Source organism: Bacillus litorisediminis, from assembly GCF_022808645.1.
In the GTDB taxonomy this organism is placed as follows: domain Bacteria; phylum Bacillota; class Bacilli; order Bacillales; family JC228; genus Bacillus_BF; species Bacillus_BF litorisediminis.
The window spans coordinates 124792-144111 of record NZ_JAKZKT010000003.1; the positions used below are offsets into that span (position 1 = coordinate 124792).

Genomic DNA, 19320 nt, shown 5'->3' on the forward strand with positions numbered 1-19320 from the left:
CTGACCTTTATAATGCTTTTACTAATCCCCCATCTACGACAAACGATTGCCCGGTTACATATGTATTCGCACCAGATGCCAGGAACACAGCCATCTTCGCAAATTCTTCAGGCTGACCATAACGGCCAATCGGGATAGACTTTTCAGTTTGTGCTTTTAACTCTTCATAAGATACACCAAGCTGTTTTGCACGAATTTCATCCAGCTCAGCGACACGATCGGTTGCAATCCGTCCGGGGCCGACCGTGTTAATTAAAATATTATCCTTGGCCAGCTCCTGTGAGAGACTTTTCGAAAGACCCACAATCCCCGCACGGAATGTATTGGAAAGAATTAAGTTATCCAATGTTTGCTTTATAGATGAGGATGCAAAATTAACAATCCGTCCTGCTCCCGACTTTCTCATATAAGGTAAACATTCGCGAATAAGACGAATAAAGCTTAACAAATTCAATTCATATGCTTTTTGCCAATCCTCATCTGAAAATTTATCAAATCCTCCTGCTGGCGGCCCCCCGGCGTTGTTAATTAAAACATCCACTGTTCCATTCCATTGCACCGCCGTTTCGACTAGACGTTTAATAGAAGCCGAATCTGTAATATCACACACGGCATAGCGAACCTGTTCATTTCCTGTTTCTTTTTTAATTTCTTCCACTACAATCTCTAATTCTTCTTTATTCCGGCTGCTAATTAAAACATGGGCTCCCTCTTCGGCAAATTGTTTAGCTGTTGCCTTTCCAAGCCCTTTACTTGCCGCAGTTACAATCACCGATTTTCCTTTTAGTTGTAAATCCATTTGATTTTCCTCCAAAAAAGTTATTTTTTAAGATCCTTTACAGGGTTGGATAATGCAGTAAATCCATCAATTTCACAAGCTACCACGTCTCCATCCCGAATAACGACAGCTCCTGGTGTTCCGGTTGAGATAATATCTCCCGGAAGCAGAGTCATTACTTTTGAATGGAAGGATACTAGATACCATGGACGAAAAGTCATATTCGAAACGACGTTTTTCCGGTGTAACGACCCGTTTATTACCGTAGAAACCTCTAAGCTGTTGACATCCTCTACCTCATCCGTTGTAACAAGCTCTGGTCCGAAGCTGAAAAACGTATCAAAGCTTTTGGAACGAGTTAAATAACGCGGATTCCTTTGCAAAATATCCTCAGCTGTCATATCGATAATCGTTGTGTAGCCGGCCACATAATGGATTGCATCTTCTTCAGATACGTTTTTACACTCTTTACCGATGATGATTCCCAACTCCGATTCAGCTGTGGTCCGCTCTGATTGATGAGGAATCAAAATCGTATCATCAGGTCCGATAATCGCGGTGTCCGGCTTCATGAAGCTTGCCGGTTCTGTGTTAGGTGCTACTTCACTGAGATCAGCCGCATGCTCCACATAATTTAGTCCGATTCCCCAAATTTTGCGCGGGTGGCGATACAAAGGACCAAATGTGACCTCCTCTTTTGCCAAACCTTCAACTTTTTCAAGGTCGCTTTTACTAGTCGAATACCAATCTCTTAATTCATTTAGCTGGCCTGATTGAATCAGTTCAAATAGATTTGTTTTCCAGGCATGACCAAGGACTTCATTCACTTTTTCTATTACATATACTTTTTCATCTGCAACAATCGCCGCTTTTTCTGCGCCATCTGTTTTTACTGTACCTAATCTCATCTGAAGTTCTCCTTTATTGATTAATTTTACCCGATTGCCAAATCATGTCTATTGTATAACGCTTTCATTTTCGTGAGCACCGGATCTGAATAAATAAAGCTTATACGGTGCCCCTATTAAACACTTCCCGATATTTTTCCGTTGAAACCCCATATTTTTGACTGATAGATAATAGGTTGTCGATAACCTCAGATGTAAGCGGGATTCCTTCTGCTTTTCTTGTCTGTTCCAGTTCTAATTGAATTTCACCAGGCAAATAAATTCTCTCCACACCATCCATTTTTTTAACCTGGCGGATTTCCTCAATAATCCGATCCATTCGCTGTTTAAATTGGGATAAATCCTCAAATAAGTCTGCCCTCATGACAAAGAAAAACTGACCTACATTTTGTTCATTTTCAAAGTCTTCAAATAAACTGCCGATATAAGGCCCGTAAGCTGCACCAGTAAATAGACCTGATAAAATTTCGACTAAAAAGGCAATCCCATATCCTTTTGGACCGCCGCTTGGTAAAATTAAGCCCTCCAGCGCCTCATTGGGATCGGTTGTTTCCCTGCCATCTTTGGTAATGGCCCATCCTAGCGGAATTTTCTTGTTTTCCTGCTGGGCTAATACAATTTTCCCTTTTGCCACAACCGTCGTCGCCATATCAAAAATAATATTGAATTGATCACCTGCAGGAATTCCGTAAGAAATCGGATTCGTTCCAAAGAAAATTTCCCTGCCGCCCCATGGTGCCATGGAGGAAGGCGCATTTGTGGTCGCAAGTGCAATACAGTCTTGATCAGCCGCATAGCTTGTATAGGCAGCCAGCATCCCCGCATGATTAGATCGTTTAATTCCGACAATTCCAACGTCCGACTGTTTTGCCTTCTCTACCGCTAACTGAATCCCCATGGTAGCAAGCGGGATTCCCATGCTGTTGCAACCATCAATCAAAACACTTACAGGCGTTTCTTTCAATCTATTATATTGGAAATCTTTATTGACAATCCCCTTTTCCAGCCGCTTCGTATAAATATCAACTTTACTGACTCCGTGAGAATCGACTCCACGCAAATTCGCTAATACAAGATGCTCTGCGATCGTTTTCGCTTGTTCCCCGTCCATTCCAGCAGCTGTAAAAATCTCGATTATCCATTCCGTTAGCCTATCTTTCTCCATCCTTATTGTCGTCAAGGTTGTCCCTCATTCCTTATGTATTTGATTGTAAAAAGAGACTAAAAGATTATTACTTTATTACAGAATCCAGGTAATTAATCAAAAAATTCTCCCTTTTCGATAATTTAAATTATATAGACTTCCTATTTATTTATCAAATGACTAGGATATGACTCTCTTACCACAAAGCATCAGTGTATACATAATAATGTATACACTGATACGTTAAAAAATTAAAAGAAGGCTTTTACTTCTTCCTCGGCTGCAGATATCGCTTTACAATCCACCAGTTTTACTATCTCCTCTTTCCTTAATCTCAGTTTTTCCTTTAATACTTCAATTGTATGTTCTCCAAGTAAAGGAGGATGTAAATCAATTGAACCAGGTGTCTCTGAAAATTTAACGGGAATTCCGGTCATTTTGATTGTACCAGCCTTAGGATGATCTACCTCTATTAGCTGCTTTCTTGCTAGCACGTGAGGATCTTTGAATATTTCTTCAAATGTTAAAACCGGACCGCATGGCACGCCAGCATTTTCAAAGATTTCAATCCAGTCCTTTGTAGATTTTTTTATAAATAGATCCTGTAAATAGGATATTAGTTCTTTCCTGTTTACAATACGCTCTTTATTCGTTTTATATTTTGGATAAAAAGCTAATTCAGGGTTGCCGATGGCTGTACAAAACTTTTGCCATAACCCTTCGTTTCCTACCGCGATATTAAAATATCCATCTGCTGATTTAAATAATTGATAAGGAACAATATTTGGATGTGCCCCTCCATGTGGCTTAGGATTCTCTCCGCTTGCAAAATAGTTACCTGCTAAGTAGGTTTGCCAAGAAATAATCGTATCTAAAAGCGATACATCAACCCATTGCCCCATGCCCGTATGCTGCCGTGCCAGCAATGCACTTTGAATCCCAATAATGGCCCACATTCCAGCCCCGATATCAGCTACTGAAAAACCTACTTTTACTGGAGGCTGACCCGGTTCCCCGGTTACACTAGTTAATCCGCCCATTCCTTGTGCAATGACATCGTATCCAGGCTTATTAGAATATGGGCCGGTCTGGCCATACCCTGATATAGATGCCAGAATTATTTTTGGATTGGCTGATTTTAGAATGTTATAGTCAATTTTTAATCGTTTTAGTGTACCTGGTCTAAAGTTTTCAACGACTACGTCAGCATCTTTCACCAAATCCAGGAAAATTTCTCTTCCCTCTTCTGTTTTTAAATTGATGACGATACTTTTCTTATTTCGGTTGATGCTTAAAAAATAAGCACTTTCTTCCCCGACAAACGGCGGTCCCCATCCTCTCGTATCATCGCCTTCAGGTGACTCAACTTTTATAACTTCTGCTCCAAAATCCCCTAAAATCATTGTACAAAATGGGCCGCTAAGGATTCTTGACAAATCGATCACTTTAATGCCATCTAACGGTTTCATTTAAAAATTCCCCCTTAGTAAGGATTTAATCCAATGAATGGCCAATAGTAGAAAGCGAATAAAAAAAGGAGCGGAATCGTTATGATTATCATGAATATTCCGATAATTAACAGGTCAGCTTTAGAGTATTCCCCTACCGAATAGGTCATTAAATTCGCCGGACTCTGAGAAGGAAGAAAATACCCAAATGAACAGGTAATAATGACGATTTGGGCTAACCATACTGGGTTAATGGAAAGTACATCAGCCAAACTTATGGTCAGAGGTAAAAAGACAGCTGTTACACCTAACATATTTGCAAATCCCAGCCGGAAAATAACGATCATAATGACGACTACTAATGCGGCCCAAAGCGGATTATGAGCCGGGATAAAATCGGCTAAAAAAGAAGCCATCCAATCGGCGGTTCCATTCGTTTGCATAGCTTCAGCCAACGCATAAGCAGCCCCAAATAAAATAATGATATTCCAGTCAATTTTTGAGTTAGCCTGTTTCCAAGTTTGGACACCTGTAAATGGAAAACAGCAAAGTAATGCTGAAAACATGGCTACCATTGCAACCGAATAATGATGAATTGATTCTGTGATCCAGCCAGTAATCATAATTAAACTAATGATGATTAGCTTGATTTCTGCTTTTTTAATTTTTCCTAATTTCGCCAATTGCATCTCAATATACTTCTTCTCTGCATTTCCATCATTTTTATGAATTGGAAAACGCCATCGAAGAATAAACAATAGGCTTATAATATAGGCCAGTGCTATTGGAAAATGGACCAATAGCCATGTCAGATAATCCCATGAATACCCTGTAAGCGTCTTAATAGCTGAGGCTGCATATACCGAAGAGCTTGAACCTGTAATTAATGAAAAAGACATGATCGACGAGGTAAATGTTACACCTAACAGGATATTTTTAGCATAAGATTTTTCCTCGGTTTCCTCTTTAACTACTTCAATCAATCCGAGGCAAACAGGCAAAATCATGGCGATCCGTCCCGCTCCTGTTGGAATTAGAAAACTAAGAACGGTCAGAGCAATCATAACTAAAGTAACGCTTGCCCTTCTGCTTCCTTTTACTAACGAGAATATAAGTAAAGCGATCCGCCGCCCTAACCCTGTATGTTCAAATGCCGCAGCGATAATAAATGTCGCAACTAATAACCAAACAAATGGCTGCGAATACCCTTCTAACCCTTCCGAGAAAGGAGCAATTCCAAGTAAGTCTAAATAAAGAATTAATGATAATGATATGATGGGCTGAGGTAAATTTCCAATCGCCCATCCTGAAAGAGCAAATAGTAAGACTATAAACATCTTTGCGTGATCGAATGGAATATATAAAACTAATATCCAGCTAAATAGATTAATCAACAAAAATATTACATTACTATTTAATAAAAATCGAAGGGGCCACATTGATTATCCCTTTTCTGCTAATTCTAAGTTTCTGCTATACATGCTTCCTTTTTGCACATAACTTTCGGCTCCCCTTTTTAGCCTCTCAACTTGACTCTCCGTTAAATTCTTCATTAATTTTGCGGGCACACCTGCAGCAAGCATTCCTTCTTCGATCACCATTCCTTCTGTCACTAATGCACCTGCTGCAACTAGTGCTCCTTTTTTAACGATTGCACCATTCAAAATGGCAGCTCCCATTCCGATTAGTGCACCATCTTCAATGATACAGCCATGTATAATCGCATTGTGACCAATTGTAACATCTTGCCCAATCATTGCCGGAAAACCTGGGTCCACGTGAATAATAGCTCCGTCCTGAATGTTTGAACGCTCTCCGACGGTTATTTGACTGTTATCCCCTCTTAATACAGCATTGAACCAAACAGAAGCTTGATCGGAAATGATGACGTCGCCAATTAGAATAGCCCCTGGAGCTATGTAGGCATTTTCATGAACCACCGGCTGTTTTTCATGGATCCGGTATAGCATTAACTATCGCCCTCCTCATCTTTAGGCAGATGATCTAAATTTCGTTCCGCTGATTGCCAGGCTTTATAAATATGTTCCTCTGCACGTTCTTTAGCTAAAAGAGGATCTTTATTTAAAATCGCTTCGGTGATTCTTATATGTTCCTGAAATACTTCATATTTACGTTCCTTGTTAATCCATGAGGTGGATCGGATTAAAGCAATGGGACTCGCTAAAGTTCTCCGCATTTTATCTAGAATTGCATTATCTGCCAACTGAAAAATATAGGAATGAAAATCATCATTGACATCAACAATCGCTTTATCATCTTCATTTCTTACTTCTGACAATATAGATTCCATCTTTTTCATATAATTTTGCAGAATTACCTTTGCCTCTTCAGTTATGTTATTGGCCGCTAACTGAGCACCAAGCCCCTCTAACACCGCTCTAGTTTGATAGTAATCTTGAATATCCTTCCGTGTCAGTTTTCTGACAAAAACCCCTCTATGAGGTTTCATGGTCACTAGTCCTTCCTCTTCCAGCCGAACAAGTGCGTCCCTGATTGGAGTTCTGCTGACTTCAAGATCTTCAGACAGTTCTTTTTCCAATAAACGTTGACCGGGCTTATACTTCCCGGCTAAAATATCAGATTTTATTTTTTCGTAAGCTGCACCAGTAATTGTTTTTGCCGACAAACTCATGATCATACCTCACATTTTCGCTATTTTCTTAGTCATTTTATAGGATTACCTTGATGTAATTATAAAGTTTTCAATTCTTTCCTACTAGTATTGTTGAAAAACTATAAACATTGTCATTATTAGCAGGATTCACATTTGAACATCAGAATCATTTTTCATAAATGTATTCTTGGCCTTCTTAATAAGCGGGAAAATAATCATGACGGCCATGATTAGTAAAACCGTTAAAGAGATAGGTCTTGTAAAAAAGACTGATAAATTCCCGTCCGAGATAATAAGAGATTGCCTCAATGTATTTTCGGCCATCAGTCCTAATACAAGAGCTAACACAAGTGCTGCTGGGGAGAAGCCATATTTTTTCATTAGAAATCCGATGACACCAAAAATAAGCATAATCCAAGTTTCAATAATGCTTCCATGAAGGCTAAATGTTCCAATCGTACAAAGGATCAGGATGACAGGTACCATATAGTAATATGGAATCTTCATAATTTTAATAAACAACGGTATGGCAAATATATTAACCGCAATCAGAATCACATTTCCAAGGTACATACTCGAAATAAGTCCCCATGAAAATTCGGGATTATCCGTCATTAACAATGGCCCGGGCTGTAACCCCCACATTAAAAACGCTCCAAGTAAAACGGCTGTTGATCCTGAACCAGGAATCCCCAAAGTTAAGAGCGGAATCATTGCGCCTGCAGATGCGGCATTATTGGCTGATTCTGGACCCACTAAACCTGGCATATATCCCTTACCGAATTTCTCTGGTTCTTTAGAAACTTTCTTTTCTAAAGAATAAGACATAAGAGAAGCAACTGTTGCACCTGCACCAGGCAAGACGCCAACAAAAAAACCGAGGAGAGAGCCGCGAATAAATGCGAACTTACTTTCAACCCATTCTGTGACACTCGGCCAAAAATCTTTGCGCATATCGAATTTTATAATAGTGCCTTGCGCTGCTTTATGTGCGCCTTCAGACACAGAGTGAAATAGCTCCCCGATTCCGAATAGGCCAATGGCAACAGGCAAAAAGTAGATCCCATTAATTAATTCTGGCTGCCCAAATGTATACCGTTGCGCCCCTGAAATAACATCTACACCAACTACTGCTAACGCTAAACCTAATAATGCAGATATGCATCCATAAATTTTGTTCTCTCCCATAATAATGATGAGTGTCAGCAGCCCCATTACCATAATCATAAAATATTCTGGCGGTCCAAAAGAGCGGGCAAGATTTGCAAAATATGGCGCAAATCCGCTAATTAATATAACGCCAATCGTACCGCCTATAAAAGAAGCCACTGCCTGCATCACTAAAGCTGGGCCGACTCTCCCTCTTTTGGCTAGAGGATATCCATCAAATGTACTGGCGACAGTAGCAGATTCTCCAGGTGTATTAATAACGATGGATGTAATGGTCCCGCCATACATGGAGCCATAGTAAATACCAGCTAACATGATAATGGCAGTTGTAGGATCAAGCGTATAAGTGAGTGACAAAAGAATAGCAATCCCTGCTGTAGGACCAAAGCCTGGAATTATTCCTACAATCATTCCCACAAACGCACCAATCAGCAGAAACAAAATATTTGTTGGAGTAAATACGATAGTAAAACCTAGCCATAGGTTTGATAAAATATCCATTCATTACCCTCCATCCCATTAAAAGCCTAAAAACCCTTTTGGAATTCCAGCATGCAGCCAAGTCTCTAATAGTAAGTAGGTTCCAAGAGGAAATACTAAACTTACAATAATATTGGTTACTAGTTTCTTGCTGTTTAGGAGTAATAATACGAAAAAAACATAGAGAATCATCGTTAGTAATGCTCCGATAATCGGAAACAAAATAATAAATAGGGCAGTGATTCCAACTAAGGAAACCATCGTCTTTGTAAAGGCAATATCTTTGCTTTTATCCTTTAAAACAAGTCGTATGTCTTTCCAAAAACTGATTGCCGTACAGAGAATTAAGAGAAAACCAATCCACCTAGGGAAAAACCCTGCACCCATCTGACCTGTATGGGTTAAATATTGATATTTAAATCCGTAAATTGTGAAACATATAGAGAAAATCAACAATACTCCTGAAAAGATGGCTCTCACTTCTTTTCCCCCTTAGGATGTACTGAAGAATTGACTTACAGTGCTAGTAAGCCAATTCTGATAAGCAGGAAGACTTTCAAATCTAAATATTCAGACTATTTCGCTTATAAATTTATTGTTCAATGATATCCAGATCAATCATGATCTCTTCAAACACAGATGTCGTTTCCTCTAAATATTTGGTAAAATCATCACCGAATAAAGTGTATTCTGTTAATTTATTTTTTTGGATATACTCTTTCCATTCTGGGGTTTCAGCAACTTTTTTCATGGTGTCTATCCACCACTCTTTGGTTTCTTGCGGAACATCTCCGGGCAAAATAATACCCCTAGGCATCGGGATGCTTACTTCATAACCTTTGTCTATAAAGGTAGGCACATCTGGATAATCTGGGAGCTGACTTTTTCCCGAAAATGCCAGCGCCTTTAATTCGCCAGCTTCTATTTGCCCGGCAACATCCCCTGGATTACTAACAATAGCATCAAGACTGCCTGAAAGGATCGCCCCTAAATTTTCGCCTTGAGCATTAAATGAGACATACTCTAATTCAATTCCTGCCTCTTTTGCAAAAGTAGTGACGATCATTCTGTCTACATTGGCTGCACCAATTCCGCCTACTTTGAAATTATTGGATTTTGCTGCTGCAACAAATTCTTCTAACGAATCGTATTCCGAATCCCCTCTGACCAAGAAAAACATGTCATCAGTAGCCATTAATGCAATATGAGTAAAATCTTCATAGTTAAAACCAGCATCAGACAACAATGGAGTGGTTATAAAACTTCCGCTCGTTGTAGAAATATGATAAGGATTACCGCTTTGATTTTTCAGGTATCCCCAGCCAACAGCTCCACTGCCCCCCTCTTTATTTTCTGGGATTATGGTTTCAGGATATAATTCATGTTTTTCTAAAATAGAGATTACAGTTCTAGCCATGATGTCACTGCCGCCACCTGGACCGAAGGCAATTGTGAATTCAAGTTGTTCCTGTGGATACCCTTCTGCTGAATTCGACCCGGCTGATGTAGTTCCATTACTGCTGCAAGCAGATACCAACAAAATGAACGCCATCAATATACAAACAATTTGAAGTTTCTTCATTATATTTTCCTTCCTCAAAATAAAACGCTTTCATTTTACAGCCAGCTAAGTCCAGGTGTCAGAAAATATAGAAACATATGTAAGCAAGGAACTATTGGATATTTTCCTTTAATAATTTCCACGTACCTGTTGCAAGTGCGGCCAGCTTTCCATTTTCTTTGAACACTCTTGATTCAACCATAATGATTTCTCTACCTCTTTTTATAAAACTAGCCTCACATTTAATTTTTTCAGTATAAATCGGCCGCAAGTATTGAGTTTTCATTTCCAAAGTTACAGCTGTTCCTATAAATTTCTTACAAAGATGCCCCATTGAAACATCTAATAATAAGGAGATGACACCGCCATGAAGGGAGCCTTGGGGATTGAACATGTAATCATCCGTTTCCAGCTCTATCAAACATGTCTCCTCCCCATAACTGAATGAAAAACCAAAGAATTTTACTAAAAAAAATTCTTCAAAATCTCTTTTTTCTATTTTTAAAGCCTCTTCAAACCGGCGTTCTACATTAGATTTCCCCATGATTCTCTACCCTCTTTTAAGAATACGTAAATTTTGGCTTTCTTTTTTCCAGAAAAGCTCTGACTCCCTCTTTATAGTCCTCTGTGTCAAAGGAACCATTTCTTAAATTCTCTGTTTCTTCACTTTCCTCCACTTGCCCATGTTGAATTAAACCGATAATATGTTTCATACTCCTTACGGTGAACTGTGCCTTCTGGCATAATTCCTCGGCAAATTGATAGGTTTTTTCTACAATCTCCTCAGGCTGAAAAACTTTGTCCACCAGTCCGATCCGTAAAGCATGATCAACATCAATAATTTCACCTGACAGCAATATATACTTGGCTTGTGAGGGTCCGACTAAATCGACTAGCTGCTTGGTAGCTGTTAAACTATATACCAATCCAAGCTTAGCAGGGGTGATCCCAAATTTACCGTTTGTATCAGAGAATCTAAAATCACAGGCAAGTGCAATTTCACAGCCGCCGCCAATACAATAGGATTGAATCAAAGCAATACTTGGCTTTTTCATGGTGGCAATAGCCCGCTCTGCTTTATGGGTTGCATCATTATAAATTTTCGCACCCTTTGAATCAGCCCGCAGCGTCTTAAACTCAGAAATATCAGCTCCAGCCGCAAATGCGATTTCATCCGCTCCTCTGATGATTAATACTTTAATCGATCGATCTTCCTCCACTTCTTCAATTAATGAAGGAATCTCCTTCCACATTTCATGAGTAAGAGCGTTTCTTTTTTCTGGTCTATTTAAAATAATCGAAGCGACTTCTCCTTGTTTAACTAAGTAAATATCTTTCTTTTCCATTTATTTTTCCTCCCTAGCCACTGCACTTTTTTCACGATATTTATCAAAAACAACTTGATCATTGTAAAGAGTTTCAATTTCTTCGTCTGTTAAACCAATTTCCTTTAATTTCTCTGTCGTATTCTGTCCAAGCCAAGGCGCCGGATTTTTAATTTGCAATGGCGTTTTAGAAAACTTGATAGGAATCCCTAATGTTTTAATTTTTCCTAACTTTGGATGCTCCATTTCTTGTACCATTCCCCGTGCTAGAATATGAGGATCGCTAAGTGCCTGGTCATACGTATATACTGGGCCCCCTGGAACACCAGCTTTATCTAGTTTGTCAACCCAATAAGCAGTGGTCTCCTGGATCAAGACTTCTTCAATATCCCTTTCTAACTCTTCAATATTTTTCATCCGGCTTTGTAAATCTATATACTTTTCATGCTCGATCCATCTCGGTCTTTCTACCACTTCCAAACAGAAACGCTCCCATAACCGCTGGTTGCCAGCACCTACTGTCACATAGCCATCCTTTGTCCGGTAAGCCTGATATGGGGTAGACCGGCGATGTCTTGTTCCTGTAGGCCCTGCGATTTCCCCGCCTCCAAAATACGCAGCGGATTCCCAAATAGTCCAAGCTAATCCTGCATCCACCAATGAGGTATCGAGATACTGGCCTTCACCAGATTTAAGCTTATGAATATAGGCACCTAAAATTCCGTAAATGGCTGTTGCACCTGCCGCAATATCGTTAATGGCAATTCCAAATTTTGCGGGCCTACCTCCCGGTTCACCAGTCATCCTCATAAATCCGGTTACACCTTGTGCAATGATATCAAAGCCACCCTTATGACTATATGGACCCGTTTGGCCATATCCGGAAATAGAGCAATAAATAATCTCAGGATTCACCGTTTTGATAGTTTCATAATCAATCCCTAATTTCTTTGTAACTCCCGGACGAAAATTTTCAATGATAATATCTGCCTTTTCAGCCAGCTTATGAAAAATCTCTACTCCCCTGGAAGATTTGAGATCGAGTGCCAGACTTTTTTTATTTCTATTCGGCATGGCAAAGCAGTATCCTTCCCCATTAATAAATGGACCCAGTCTTCGTGAATCATCCCCTCCTGGAAATCTTTCAATTTTTGTTACTTCTGCGCCCAAATCGGATAAAACCATCGTACAATACGGGCCAGCTAAAAATTGGGTTAAATCTAGTATTTTAACTCCTGATAGTGGTAGCATCATAAAGACCTCCTTTTTGTGTATAATGTATACAATATAAAATATACATAAACCCAAAGAAATATGTCAACCTGTATTCTGAAAATTTTAAATTATTAAAATGATGGGCTTGCTATTAAGTTCTATAAGGCCTTTTATGAATGACTTTTTGTTCCCAATCTTCTTGTTTTTGTCCTTTAGAGCCCCTTGTAAAAGACTTTTTCCTAGCTTCCTGTCCCGATACTGCCCTTTATAAACTTTTACTGCGGTTATCGGATTCACGTAAGTATAAAAAATGCTGCGGTCATATAGACCGCAGCAAAATCAAATATTTCTCATTATTTTAACGGTGAATCGGGCTAAAATCGTTAAGGATTACTATAATGTTACGCTCAGAGTCAAGCTTGATTTTAGTTACGGACGAAAACGTTCCGTTATTTGCTTTTTTTTCGTCAAAATTGATTGATTTTGTTCGAATAGCGGAATCAGAATCCGCTTCAGCCCCTGAAGTGCAGGTTTTCGGTCTAATAACGGATTGAGGATCCGCCAAACTCATTTAATGGATCCTTATTCCGCTATTTATTCAAAAAACTTCGTTTGGAGCATGGTTTCGGTTCCTGGTTCCGTTATTTGCCTTTTTTTCCGTCAAATTTGATTGATTTTGTACAAATAGCGGAATCAGAATCCGCTTCAGCCCCTGAAGTGCAGGTTTTCGGTCTAATAACGGATTGAGGATCCGCCACACTTGATTAATGGATCCTCATTCCGCTATTTATTCAAAAATCTTCGTTTGGAGCATGGTTTCGGTTCCTGGTTCCGTTATTTGCCTTTTTTCCGTCAAATTTGACTGATTTTGTTTGAATAGCGGAATCAGAATCCGTTTCAACCCCTGAAGTGCAGGTTTTCGGTCTAATAACGGATTGAGGATCCGCCACACTTGATTAATGGATCCTCATTCCGCTATTTATTCAAAAATCTTCGTTTGGAGCATGGTTTCGGTTCCTGGTTCCGTTATTTGCCTTTTTTCCATCAAATTTGACTGATTTTGTTTGAATAGCGGAATCAGAATCCGCTTCAACCCCTGAAGTGCAGGTTTTCGTTCTAATAACGGAATGAGGATCCGCCAAACTTGATTAATGGATCCTCATTCCGCTATTTATTCAAAAATCTTCGTTTGGAGCATGGTTTCGGTTCCTGGTTCCGTTATTTGCCTTTTTTCCGTCAAATTTGACTGATTTTGTTTGAATAGCGGAATCAGAATCTGCTTCAACCCCTGAAGTGCAGGTTTTCGTTCTAATAACGGAATGAGGATCCGCCAAACGCAATTTAATGGATCCTCATTCCGCTATTTATTCAAAAAACTTCGTTTGGAGCATGGTTTCGGTTCCTCGTTCCGTTATTTGCCTTTTTTTCCGTCAAATTTGATTGATTTTGTACAAATAGCGGAATCAGAATCCGCTTCAGCCCCTGAAGTGAAGGTTTTCATTCAAATAACGGAATGAGGATCCGCCAAACGCAATTTAATGGATCCTCATTCCGCTATTTATTCAAAAATCTTCGTTTGGAGCATGGTTTCGGATCCTGGTTCCGTTATTTGCCTTTTTTTCCGTCAAATTTGATTGATTTTGTACAAATAGCGGAATCAAAATCCGCTTCAGCCCCTAAAGTGCATGTTTTCATTCAAATAACGGAATGAGGATCCGCCAAACGCAATTTAATGGATCCTCATTCCGCTGCAACTATTATAGTACCAGTCTGATGCAACAATGGGTCAGTCTACTCTGATGCTTCCCGAAAGAGTCGTAATCAGTGGTTCACCTGGTCGTAGTGGTCTGACTATTTCACTGGCTCGTTGTACCAAAGCGGAGCGACCTACATTCTCCAACCGTATTCACAGTATGAGCAGCATCTTTTAACACCAACCTATCGCTGATAAAACAGGGCAATCATTCCGTTATTTCCCAATTACCCGCACCGCAATTTTACACCCATATATTCGCTAAAACCGCTCCTTTATCTGCCTCACAACCTCTTTCCCAATCTCAAGCGACGCAGTTGCCGCCGGTGAAGGCGCATTACAAACATGTAAACTCTTTCGGCCTTGAACAAAGTGGAAATCATCTATTAATGAACCGTCACTTTTCAATGCTTGTGCCCGCACGCCTGCTCCGCCCGGTACTAAATCTTCCCCTTTGATTTCCGGGATCAGAGTCTGCAGGCTTTCAACAAACTTCTTTTTGCTCACAGAGCGCACCATTTCATTGATGCCTTCCCGCATATTTTGACTCGCCAGTTTCCAAAATCCTTTATAGCTTAAAACTTCGGCAAGATCCTTCAGATTAATATCGGTTTTCTTGTACCCTTCCCGTTTAAAACTTAATACCGCGTTTGGGCCGGCCTCTACCTCACCGCCGATCATGCGGGTAAAATGCACGCCAAGGAACGGGAAATCGGGATTTGGAACAGGGTAGATTAGGTTACGAACCAAGCCTCTGCTCTCCGGCTTAAGCTTGTAATATTCCCCGCGGAATGGAACGATTTTCATATCAATCTGATAACCTGCTAACTTAGCAATCCGGTCACTATGCAAGCCGGCACAGTTCACTAAAAATTTCGTTTCATACGTATTTCGATCTGTTTCAACGGTAACCCCATCCTGATGTTCTTGAATCGCCCGAACCACTTCTTTGCATTTTACTTCTCCGCAGCGTTCCTGTATCAATTCTGCAATTTTTTTAGAAACCTGCTTATAATTTACAATCCCTGCAGCCGGGACATGAATTGCTTCAAGCCCATTGACATGCGGTTCAATCTCTACTAATTCTTCACGATTCAATTTTCTAATCGAAAGACCATTTTGCAGTCCGCGCTGATAAAGATTTTCAAGCAAAGGCAATTCCTTCTGATTGGTGGCCACAATCACTTTTCCGCAAATATCATGCTCAATTCCATATATTTGGCAAAATTCAACCATTGATTGACTGCCTTGTCTCGCAAACCTCGCCTTAAAGCTGCCTGGTTTATAGTAAATGCCAGAATGAATCACTCCGCTATTATTTCCTGTCTGATGAGCGGCCAGCTCTTTTTCTTTTTCTAAAATCAGGATCTTTTTTCCTGGGAATTGTTCAGTCATCGCCAACCCTACTGATAAACCGACAATACCCCCGCCTATAATCGTAAAATCATACATATACTCATCTCCCTAGACGTTAATCTCACAAGCTTCAGCCAGCAATTCGACCAGATGAACAACCTGAATCTTGTCAGTTTGCTGCTCCCGTTCAACCCCTAATTTCATTTGCAAATGACAGCCTGGATTTGTCGTCACAATGACCTCTGGCTGAACCCTTCGAACATGCTCCATCTTTCCATCTAAAATCTTCATTGACTCTTGGTAATTCACTAAGTTATAAATCCCCGCAGAACCGCAGCACATATCATGATCAGGCAGCTCTATATAATGAATACCCGGTATTGACCGCAAAAGAGCTAGCGGTTCCTTTGTTCTTTTTTGCACATTGGTCATATGGCAGGAGGGCTGATAGGTGACTGCCTTTCGTATCTCTTTTTTAAAAGGCAAAGATAACTCACTTAGTACCACACTGATATCAGCATTTTTTCTTGCAAATTCCCTGGCCCGTTCAGCCCACGCAGGTTCATCAGCCAAAAGATGGCCATATTCAACCAGCATCGCTCCGCAGCCGCCAATACTGTTCACCACAAAATCAAACTGATATTTTTCAAATGCTTCAATGTTCTTCTTGGCCAGCATCTTTGTCATGTTGATTTCCCCGCTGTGGCTTTGCAAAGCGCCGCAACAGGTTTGTTCTTTAATAACAGTCACATCACAGCCTGCTGCTTGCAGGAGCTTGATGCTCAATGTATTAATCGATGAGAACATCGTATCCATGATACAGCCTGTGAAAAAGCCGATTCGATAGACCGGTTTGCCTTGAGCAGAATAATGACTCGCCCTTTGCTTTCTTCGAATCGGACCTTCAACATCTGGTAAGATTTTTTCAAAGCTTGCAAGATTTTCAGGAAACATTTTTAAGATTCCCAGCTTACGCGTAACCTTTTGCAGCCCGCTTTGCTGATAGAAAGCTAAGCCCGACCCTGCCATGTTCAAAACTGCATCATTAGGCAATACTTTATTAAAGAAAAAGGACTGAAACAATTTCACCCGATTCGGCATTTTCTTCTTCTTTTCTTCTTGTAAGACTTCTTTTGCTGATTCTAAAATCTTTCCATATTGCACATTGGTCGGACAGACGGTTTCACAGGCACGGCAGCCTAGGCACAGGTCAATGGGACCCTCCAGCTCGGAAAGCGAAATTTTTCCCTCTGCTGCCATTTTGACCAGATTAATTCTTCCTCTAGGTGAGTGGGTTTCTTTTTCCATCGTTTTATAGGTGGGACAAGCTGGCAAACAATAGCCGCATTGAACACAATCAAATGTTTGTTCATACGCGAGATTGGCATTATTCATGAGACAGCACTAGCCTTTGCCCTGGCTCCGGAAAAATCTTGCCCGGATTTAGAATGTTCTTTGGATCCCAGCTTTCCTTGATTCGCTTCATCATGTCCAACCCCACCTTGCCTAATTCCATTTCCATAAAAGGAGCTTTCATCGTCCCGATTCCATGCTCGCCTGAGAGAGTCCCGCCTAATTCTATCGCTGCCTCAAAGATCTCCTGAACAGCCAGTTCCACGCGTTTCATTTCTTCATGATCCCGTTTATCAGCAATGATATTCGGGTGAAGATTGCCATCACCTGCATGACCGAAAACGACTAAATCAATTTTGTATTTTTCTTTGATTTCTTTTAATCTTTTAAACATATCTGGAATTTTACTTCTCGGAACCGTTGCATCTTCAGAAATTTTCGTTGGTTTCACTCGGACAATGGCCGGGGAAACCAGCTTTCTGGCTTTCCACAATTCCTTTGCTTCATCATCCGTCGAGGCAACCTTTACTTCTCTGGCACCGACCTCTTTACAGACCTCTTGAACCTTTACCATTTCATCAGCAATCGCCATCGGATGACCATCCAATTCGATTAAAATTAATGCTTCTACATCAATTGGGAGACCAAGCGGATGGTATGCCTCTACCGCTTGTATGGATGCTTGGTCCATGATTTCCATCTTTGCCGGCAAGATCCCGGAGCTTAAGACTTTCGAAATCGCTTTGCCTGAATCGACCAAATCGTCAAATAACGCCATTAAGGTTTTGCTTGCTGCCGGTTTTGGATAAAGACGGAGAATTGCCTCTGTTATGATCCCTAAAGTTCCCTCAGAGCCTACTATCAATTTAGTTAAATCGTAGCCGGTTACATTTTTAACAGTCCGTCCGCCTGTTCGGATAACTTCTCCTTCTGGTGTAACCACTTCTAATCCAATCACATAATCCTTTGTAACCCCATATTTAAGCCCTCTTGGTCCGCCTGCATTTTCTGCAAGATTCCCCCCAATGGTAGCGATATTGGAGCTGCTCGGATCTGGAGGATAGATCAGCCCTTTTTCCATTGCTTTGGCGTTTATATGTGCTGTTATGACACCAGGCGAGACGATTGCCACCATGTCTTCTGCATCAATTTCAAGTTTTTGGTCCCATCTTGATAAGTCAAGGACAATCCCGCCTTTTACCGGGAGCGGACCGCCGCTTAAACTGGTGCCTTGACCGCGAGGATAGACAGGTATTTCATATTGATTGGCCAACTTCATAATTTTAGCCACTTCTTCGGTTTCTTTCGGCTGAACGACAACATCAGGAACATAGACTCCAAAAGAAGCATCATAGGAGTAACTGTATAAATCAGCTTTATCCGTTAAAATCCTTTTTTTCTCTGGAATAAATTCCCCAATTAAATCAATCATTCTGTCTCTGTCCATTTTGTTTCCTCTCCATTTTCCGTTATTCTAAAAGATGGATATGACGCTGTTTACTCCCTTGGAGATGTTCCCAAGCTGCCTGTCTGGCCTTCTCCGGTTCATTGTTCATAATGGCTTCATAAATATGGCGGTGTTCGGATTGTACTTCCATATTTAAAACCTGATTCTTTGTTGAGTTCTCTCTGCTAGCTGCTAAACTATGAATCATTTTATCTGAAATCAGATTCATCACTTCCAGCATTACCGGATTATTGGCTGCTTCGACGATGGTAAAGTGAAAGCGGAAATCTTCCTCAATCGCGACTTCGCCTAGTTCTTCAGCCAAAACAAGATCATGGAAAACTGATGTAAGTTTTGCTTTTTGTTCTTCTGTAATTCTGATCGCTGCGTAATAAGCGGCATCTCCTTCAATTGCTTGCCTAAGTTCTAATAAATCTTTAAAGTTCGCTTTATGCCCTTCAATTACTTGTGAAAGCTTGGATAGTAGGCTTTGTTGGGAATCTTGGATTAAAAACATACCTACCCCCGGCCTGACATGAACAATCCCAGCCGATTCCAAAACAGTCACAGCTTCTTTAACAGATGTTCTGGATACTTGTAAAGATTCGGCCAGCATTCTTTCAGACGGCAATTTGTCCCCCGGCTTAATCTGTCCATTCTCAATGGCATGTTTAATTTGATCAATAATAACTTGATAGATTCGTTTTTGTTTTCTGATTGGCCGTAGCTTCATCCTTCTCCTCCCTA

17 protein-coding genes are annotated in these 19320 nt (G+C 40.4%); all 17 read right to left on the bottom strand.

Features of this window, described 5'->3' with window-relative positions; translation table 11 throughout:
* Window positions 1-7: 7 nt before the first annotated feature.
* Complete coding sequence (locus MLE14_RS02490) at window positions 8-799, bottom strand: SDR family oxidoreductase (protein WP_243296697.1); 792 nt, start codon at window positions 797-799, stop codon at window positions 8-10.
* Window positions 800-819: 20 nt separating this feature from the next.
* Window positions 820-1686: a fumarylacetoacetate hydrolase family protein gene (locus tag MLE14_RS02495; RefSeq protein ID WP_243296698.1), complete on the bottom strand. Its 867-nt coding sequence runs from the start codon at window positions 1684-1686 to the stop codon at window positions 820-822.
* Between the two features lie 100 nt (window positions 1687-1786).
* Window positions 1787-2866 carry an Ldh family oxidoreductase gene (locus MLE14_RS02500; protein WP_243296699.1) on the bottom strand — a complete coding sequence of 360 codons (1080 nt, stop codon included), beginning with the start codon at window positions 2864-2866 and terminating at the stop codon, window positions 1787-1789.
* Window positions 2867-3081: 215 nt separating this feature from the next.
* Complete coding sequence (locus tag MLE14_RS02505; RefSeq protein ID WP_243296700.1) at window positions 3082-4299, bottom strand: CaiB/BaiF CoA transferase family protein; 1218 nt, start codon at window positions 4297-4299, stop codon at window positions 3082-3084.
* A gap of 14 nt (window positions 4300-4313) precedes the next feature.
* Entirely contained in the window at window positions 4314-5717 is a 1404-nt protein-coding gene (locus MLE14_RS02510) for an SLC13 family permease (RefSeq protein ID WP_243296701.1), read from the bottom strand.
* Between the two features lie 3 nt (window positions 5718-5720).
* On the bottom strand, window positions 5721-6248 hold the full coding sequence (locus tag MLE14_RS02515; protein WP_243296702.1) for a gamma carbonic anhydrase family protein: 528 nt from the start codon (window positions 6246-6248) through the stop codon (window positions 5721-5723).
* The gene (locus tag MLE14_RS02520; RefSeq protein WP_243296703.1) at window positions 6248-6931 is read right to left on the bottom strand and encodes a GntR family transcriptional regulator; all 684 of its coding nucleotides are present in this window, start codon (window positions 6929-6931) and stop codon (window positions 6248-6250) included. The genes MLE14_RS02515 and MLE14_RS02520 overlap by 1 nt, the downstream gene beginning before the upstream one ends.
* Window positions 6932-7060: 129 nt before the next feature.
* Window positions 7061-8584 carry a tripartite tricarboxylate transporter permease gene (locus tag MLE14_RS02525; RefSeq protein ID WP_243296704.1) on the bottom strand — a complete coding sequence of 508 codons (1524 nt, stop codon included), beginning with the start codon at window positions 8582-8584 and terminating at the stop codon, window positions 7061-7063.
* An 18-nt stretch (window positions 8585-8602) separates the two neighbouring features.
* Complete coding sequence (locus MLE14_RS02530) at window positions 8603-9043, bottom strand: tripartite tricarboxylate transporter TctB family protein (RefSeq protein WP_243296705.1); 441 nt, start codon at window positions 9041-9043, stop codon at window positions 8603-8605.
* Between the two features lie 112 nt (window positions 9044-9155).
* The gene (locus tag MLE14_RS02535) at window positions 9156-10145 is read right to left on the bottom strand and encodes a Bug family tripartite tricarboxylate transporter substrate binding protein (RefSeq protein WP_243296706.1); all 990 of its coding nucleotides are present in this window, start codon (window positions 10143-10145) and stop codon (window positions 9156-9158) included.
* Window positions 10146-10236: 91 nt separating this feature from the next.
* A complete protein-coding gene (locus tag MLE14_RS02540) occupies window positions 10237-10668 on the bottom strand; it encodes a PaaI family thioesterase (protein WP_243296707.1) in 432 nt (143 codons plus the stop codon).
* A 16-nt stretch (window positions 10669-10684) separates the two neighbouring features.
* Entirely contained in the window at window positions 10685-11470 is a 786-nt protein-coding gene (locus MLE14_RS02545; protein WP_243296708.1) for an enoyl-CoA hydratase/isomerase family protein, read from the bottom strand.
* Window positions 11471-12700, bottom strand: a complete 1230-nt coding sequence (locus MLE14_RS02550; protein WP_243296709.1) for a CaiB/BaiF CoA transferase family protein — start codon at window positions 12698-12700, stop codon at window positions 11471-11473.
* Between the two features lie 1978 nt (window positions 12701-14678).
* Window positions 14679-15869: an L-2-hydroxyglutarate oxidase gene (gene lhgO / locus MLE14_RS02555; protein ID WP_243296710.1), complete on the bottom strand. Its 1191-nt coding sequence runs from the start codon at window positions 15867-15869 to the stop codon at window positions 14679-14681.
* A 12-nt stretch (window positions 15870-15881) separates the two neighbouring features.
* Window positions 15882-17168, bottom strand: coding sequence for a (Fe-S)-binding protein (locus MLE14_RS02560; RefSeq protein ID WP_243296711.1), 1287 nt, complete (start codon window positions 17166-17168; stop codon window positions 15882-15884).
* Entirely contained in the window at window positions 17161-18573 is a 1413-nt protein-coding gene (locus tag MLE14_RS02565) for an FAD-binding oxidoreductase (RefSeq protein WP_243296712.1), read from the bottom strand. The genes MLE14_RS02560 and MLE14_RS02565 overlap by 8 nt, the downstream gene beginning before the upstream one ends.
* A gap of 22 nt (window positions 18574-18595) precedes the next feature.
* Window positions 18596-19306, bottom strand: coding sequence for a FadR/GntR family transcriptional regulator (locus tag MLE14_RS02570; protein ID WP_243296713.1), 711 nt, complete (start codon window positions 19304-19306; stop codon window positions 18596-18598).
* Window positions 19307-19320 lie beyond the last annotated feature (14 nt).

Bases quoted from the DNA above. Each gene is read 5' to 3' on its own strand.
- MLE14_RS02515 (WP_243296702.1), bottom strand. From the start codon at position 6,248: ATGCTATACCGGATCCATGAAAAACAGCCGGTGGTTCATGAAAATGCC.
- MLE14_RS02505 (WP_243296700.1), bottom strand. From the start codon at position 4,299: ATGAAACCGTTAGATGGCATTAAAGTGATCGATTTGTCAAGAATCCTT.
- MLE14_RS02565 (WP_243296712.1), bottom strand. From the start codon at position 18,573: ATGGACAGAGACAGAATGATTGATTTAATTGGGGAATTTATTCCAGAG.
- MLE14_RS02560 (WP_243296711.1), bottom strand. From the start codon at position 17,168: ATGAATAATGCCAATCTCGCGTATGAACAAACATTTGATTGTGTTCAA.
- MLE14_RS02540 (WP_243296707.1), bottom strand. From the start codon at position 10,668: ATGGGGAAATCTAATGTAGAACGCCGGTTTGAAGAGGCTTTAAAAATA.
- MLE14_RS02535 (WP_243296706.1), bottom strand. From the start codon at position 10,145: ATGAAGAAACTTCAAATTGTTTGTATATTGATGGCGTTCATTTTGTTG.
- MLE14_RS02520 (WP_243296703.1), bottom strand. From the start codon at position 6,931: ATGAGTTTGTCGGCAAAAACAATTACTGGTGCAGCTTACGAAAAAATA.
- MLE14_RS02550 (WP_243296709.1), bottom strand. From the start codon at position 12,700: ATGCTACCACTATCAGGAGTTAAAATACTAGATTTAACCCAATTTTTA.
- MLE14_RS02495 (WP_243296698.1), bottom strand. From the start codon at position 1,686: ATGAGATTAGGTACAGTAAAAACAGATGGCGCAGAAAAAGCGGCGATT.
- MLE14_RS02545 (WP_243296708.1), bottom strand. From the start codon at position 11,470: ATGGAAAAGAAAGATATTTACTTAGTTAAACAAGGAGAAGTCGCTTCG.
- lhgO (WP_243296710.1), bottom strand. From the start codon at position 15,869: ATGTATGATTTTACGATTATAGGCGGGGGTATTGTCGGTTTATCAGTA.
- MLE14_RS02570 (WP_243296713.1), bottom strand. From the start codon at position 19,306: ATGAAGCTACGGCCAATCAGAAAACAAAAACGAATCTATCAAGTTATT.
- MLE14_RS02490 (WP_243296697.1), bottom strand. From the start codon at position 799: ATGGATTTACAACTAAAAGGAAAATCGGTGATTGTAACTGCGGCAAGT.
- MLE14_RS02510 (WP_243296701.1), bottom strand. From the start codon at position 5,717: ATGTGGCCCCTTCGATTTTTATTAAATAGTAATGTAATATTTTTGTTG.
- MLE14_RS02525 (WP_243296704.1), bottom strand. From the start codon at position 8,584: ATGGATATTTTATCAAACCTATGGCTAGGTTTTACTATCGTATTTACT.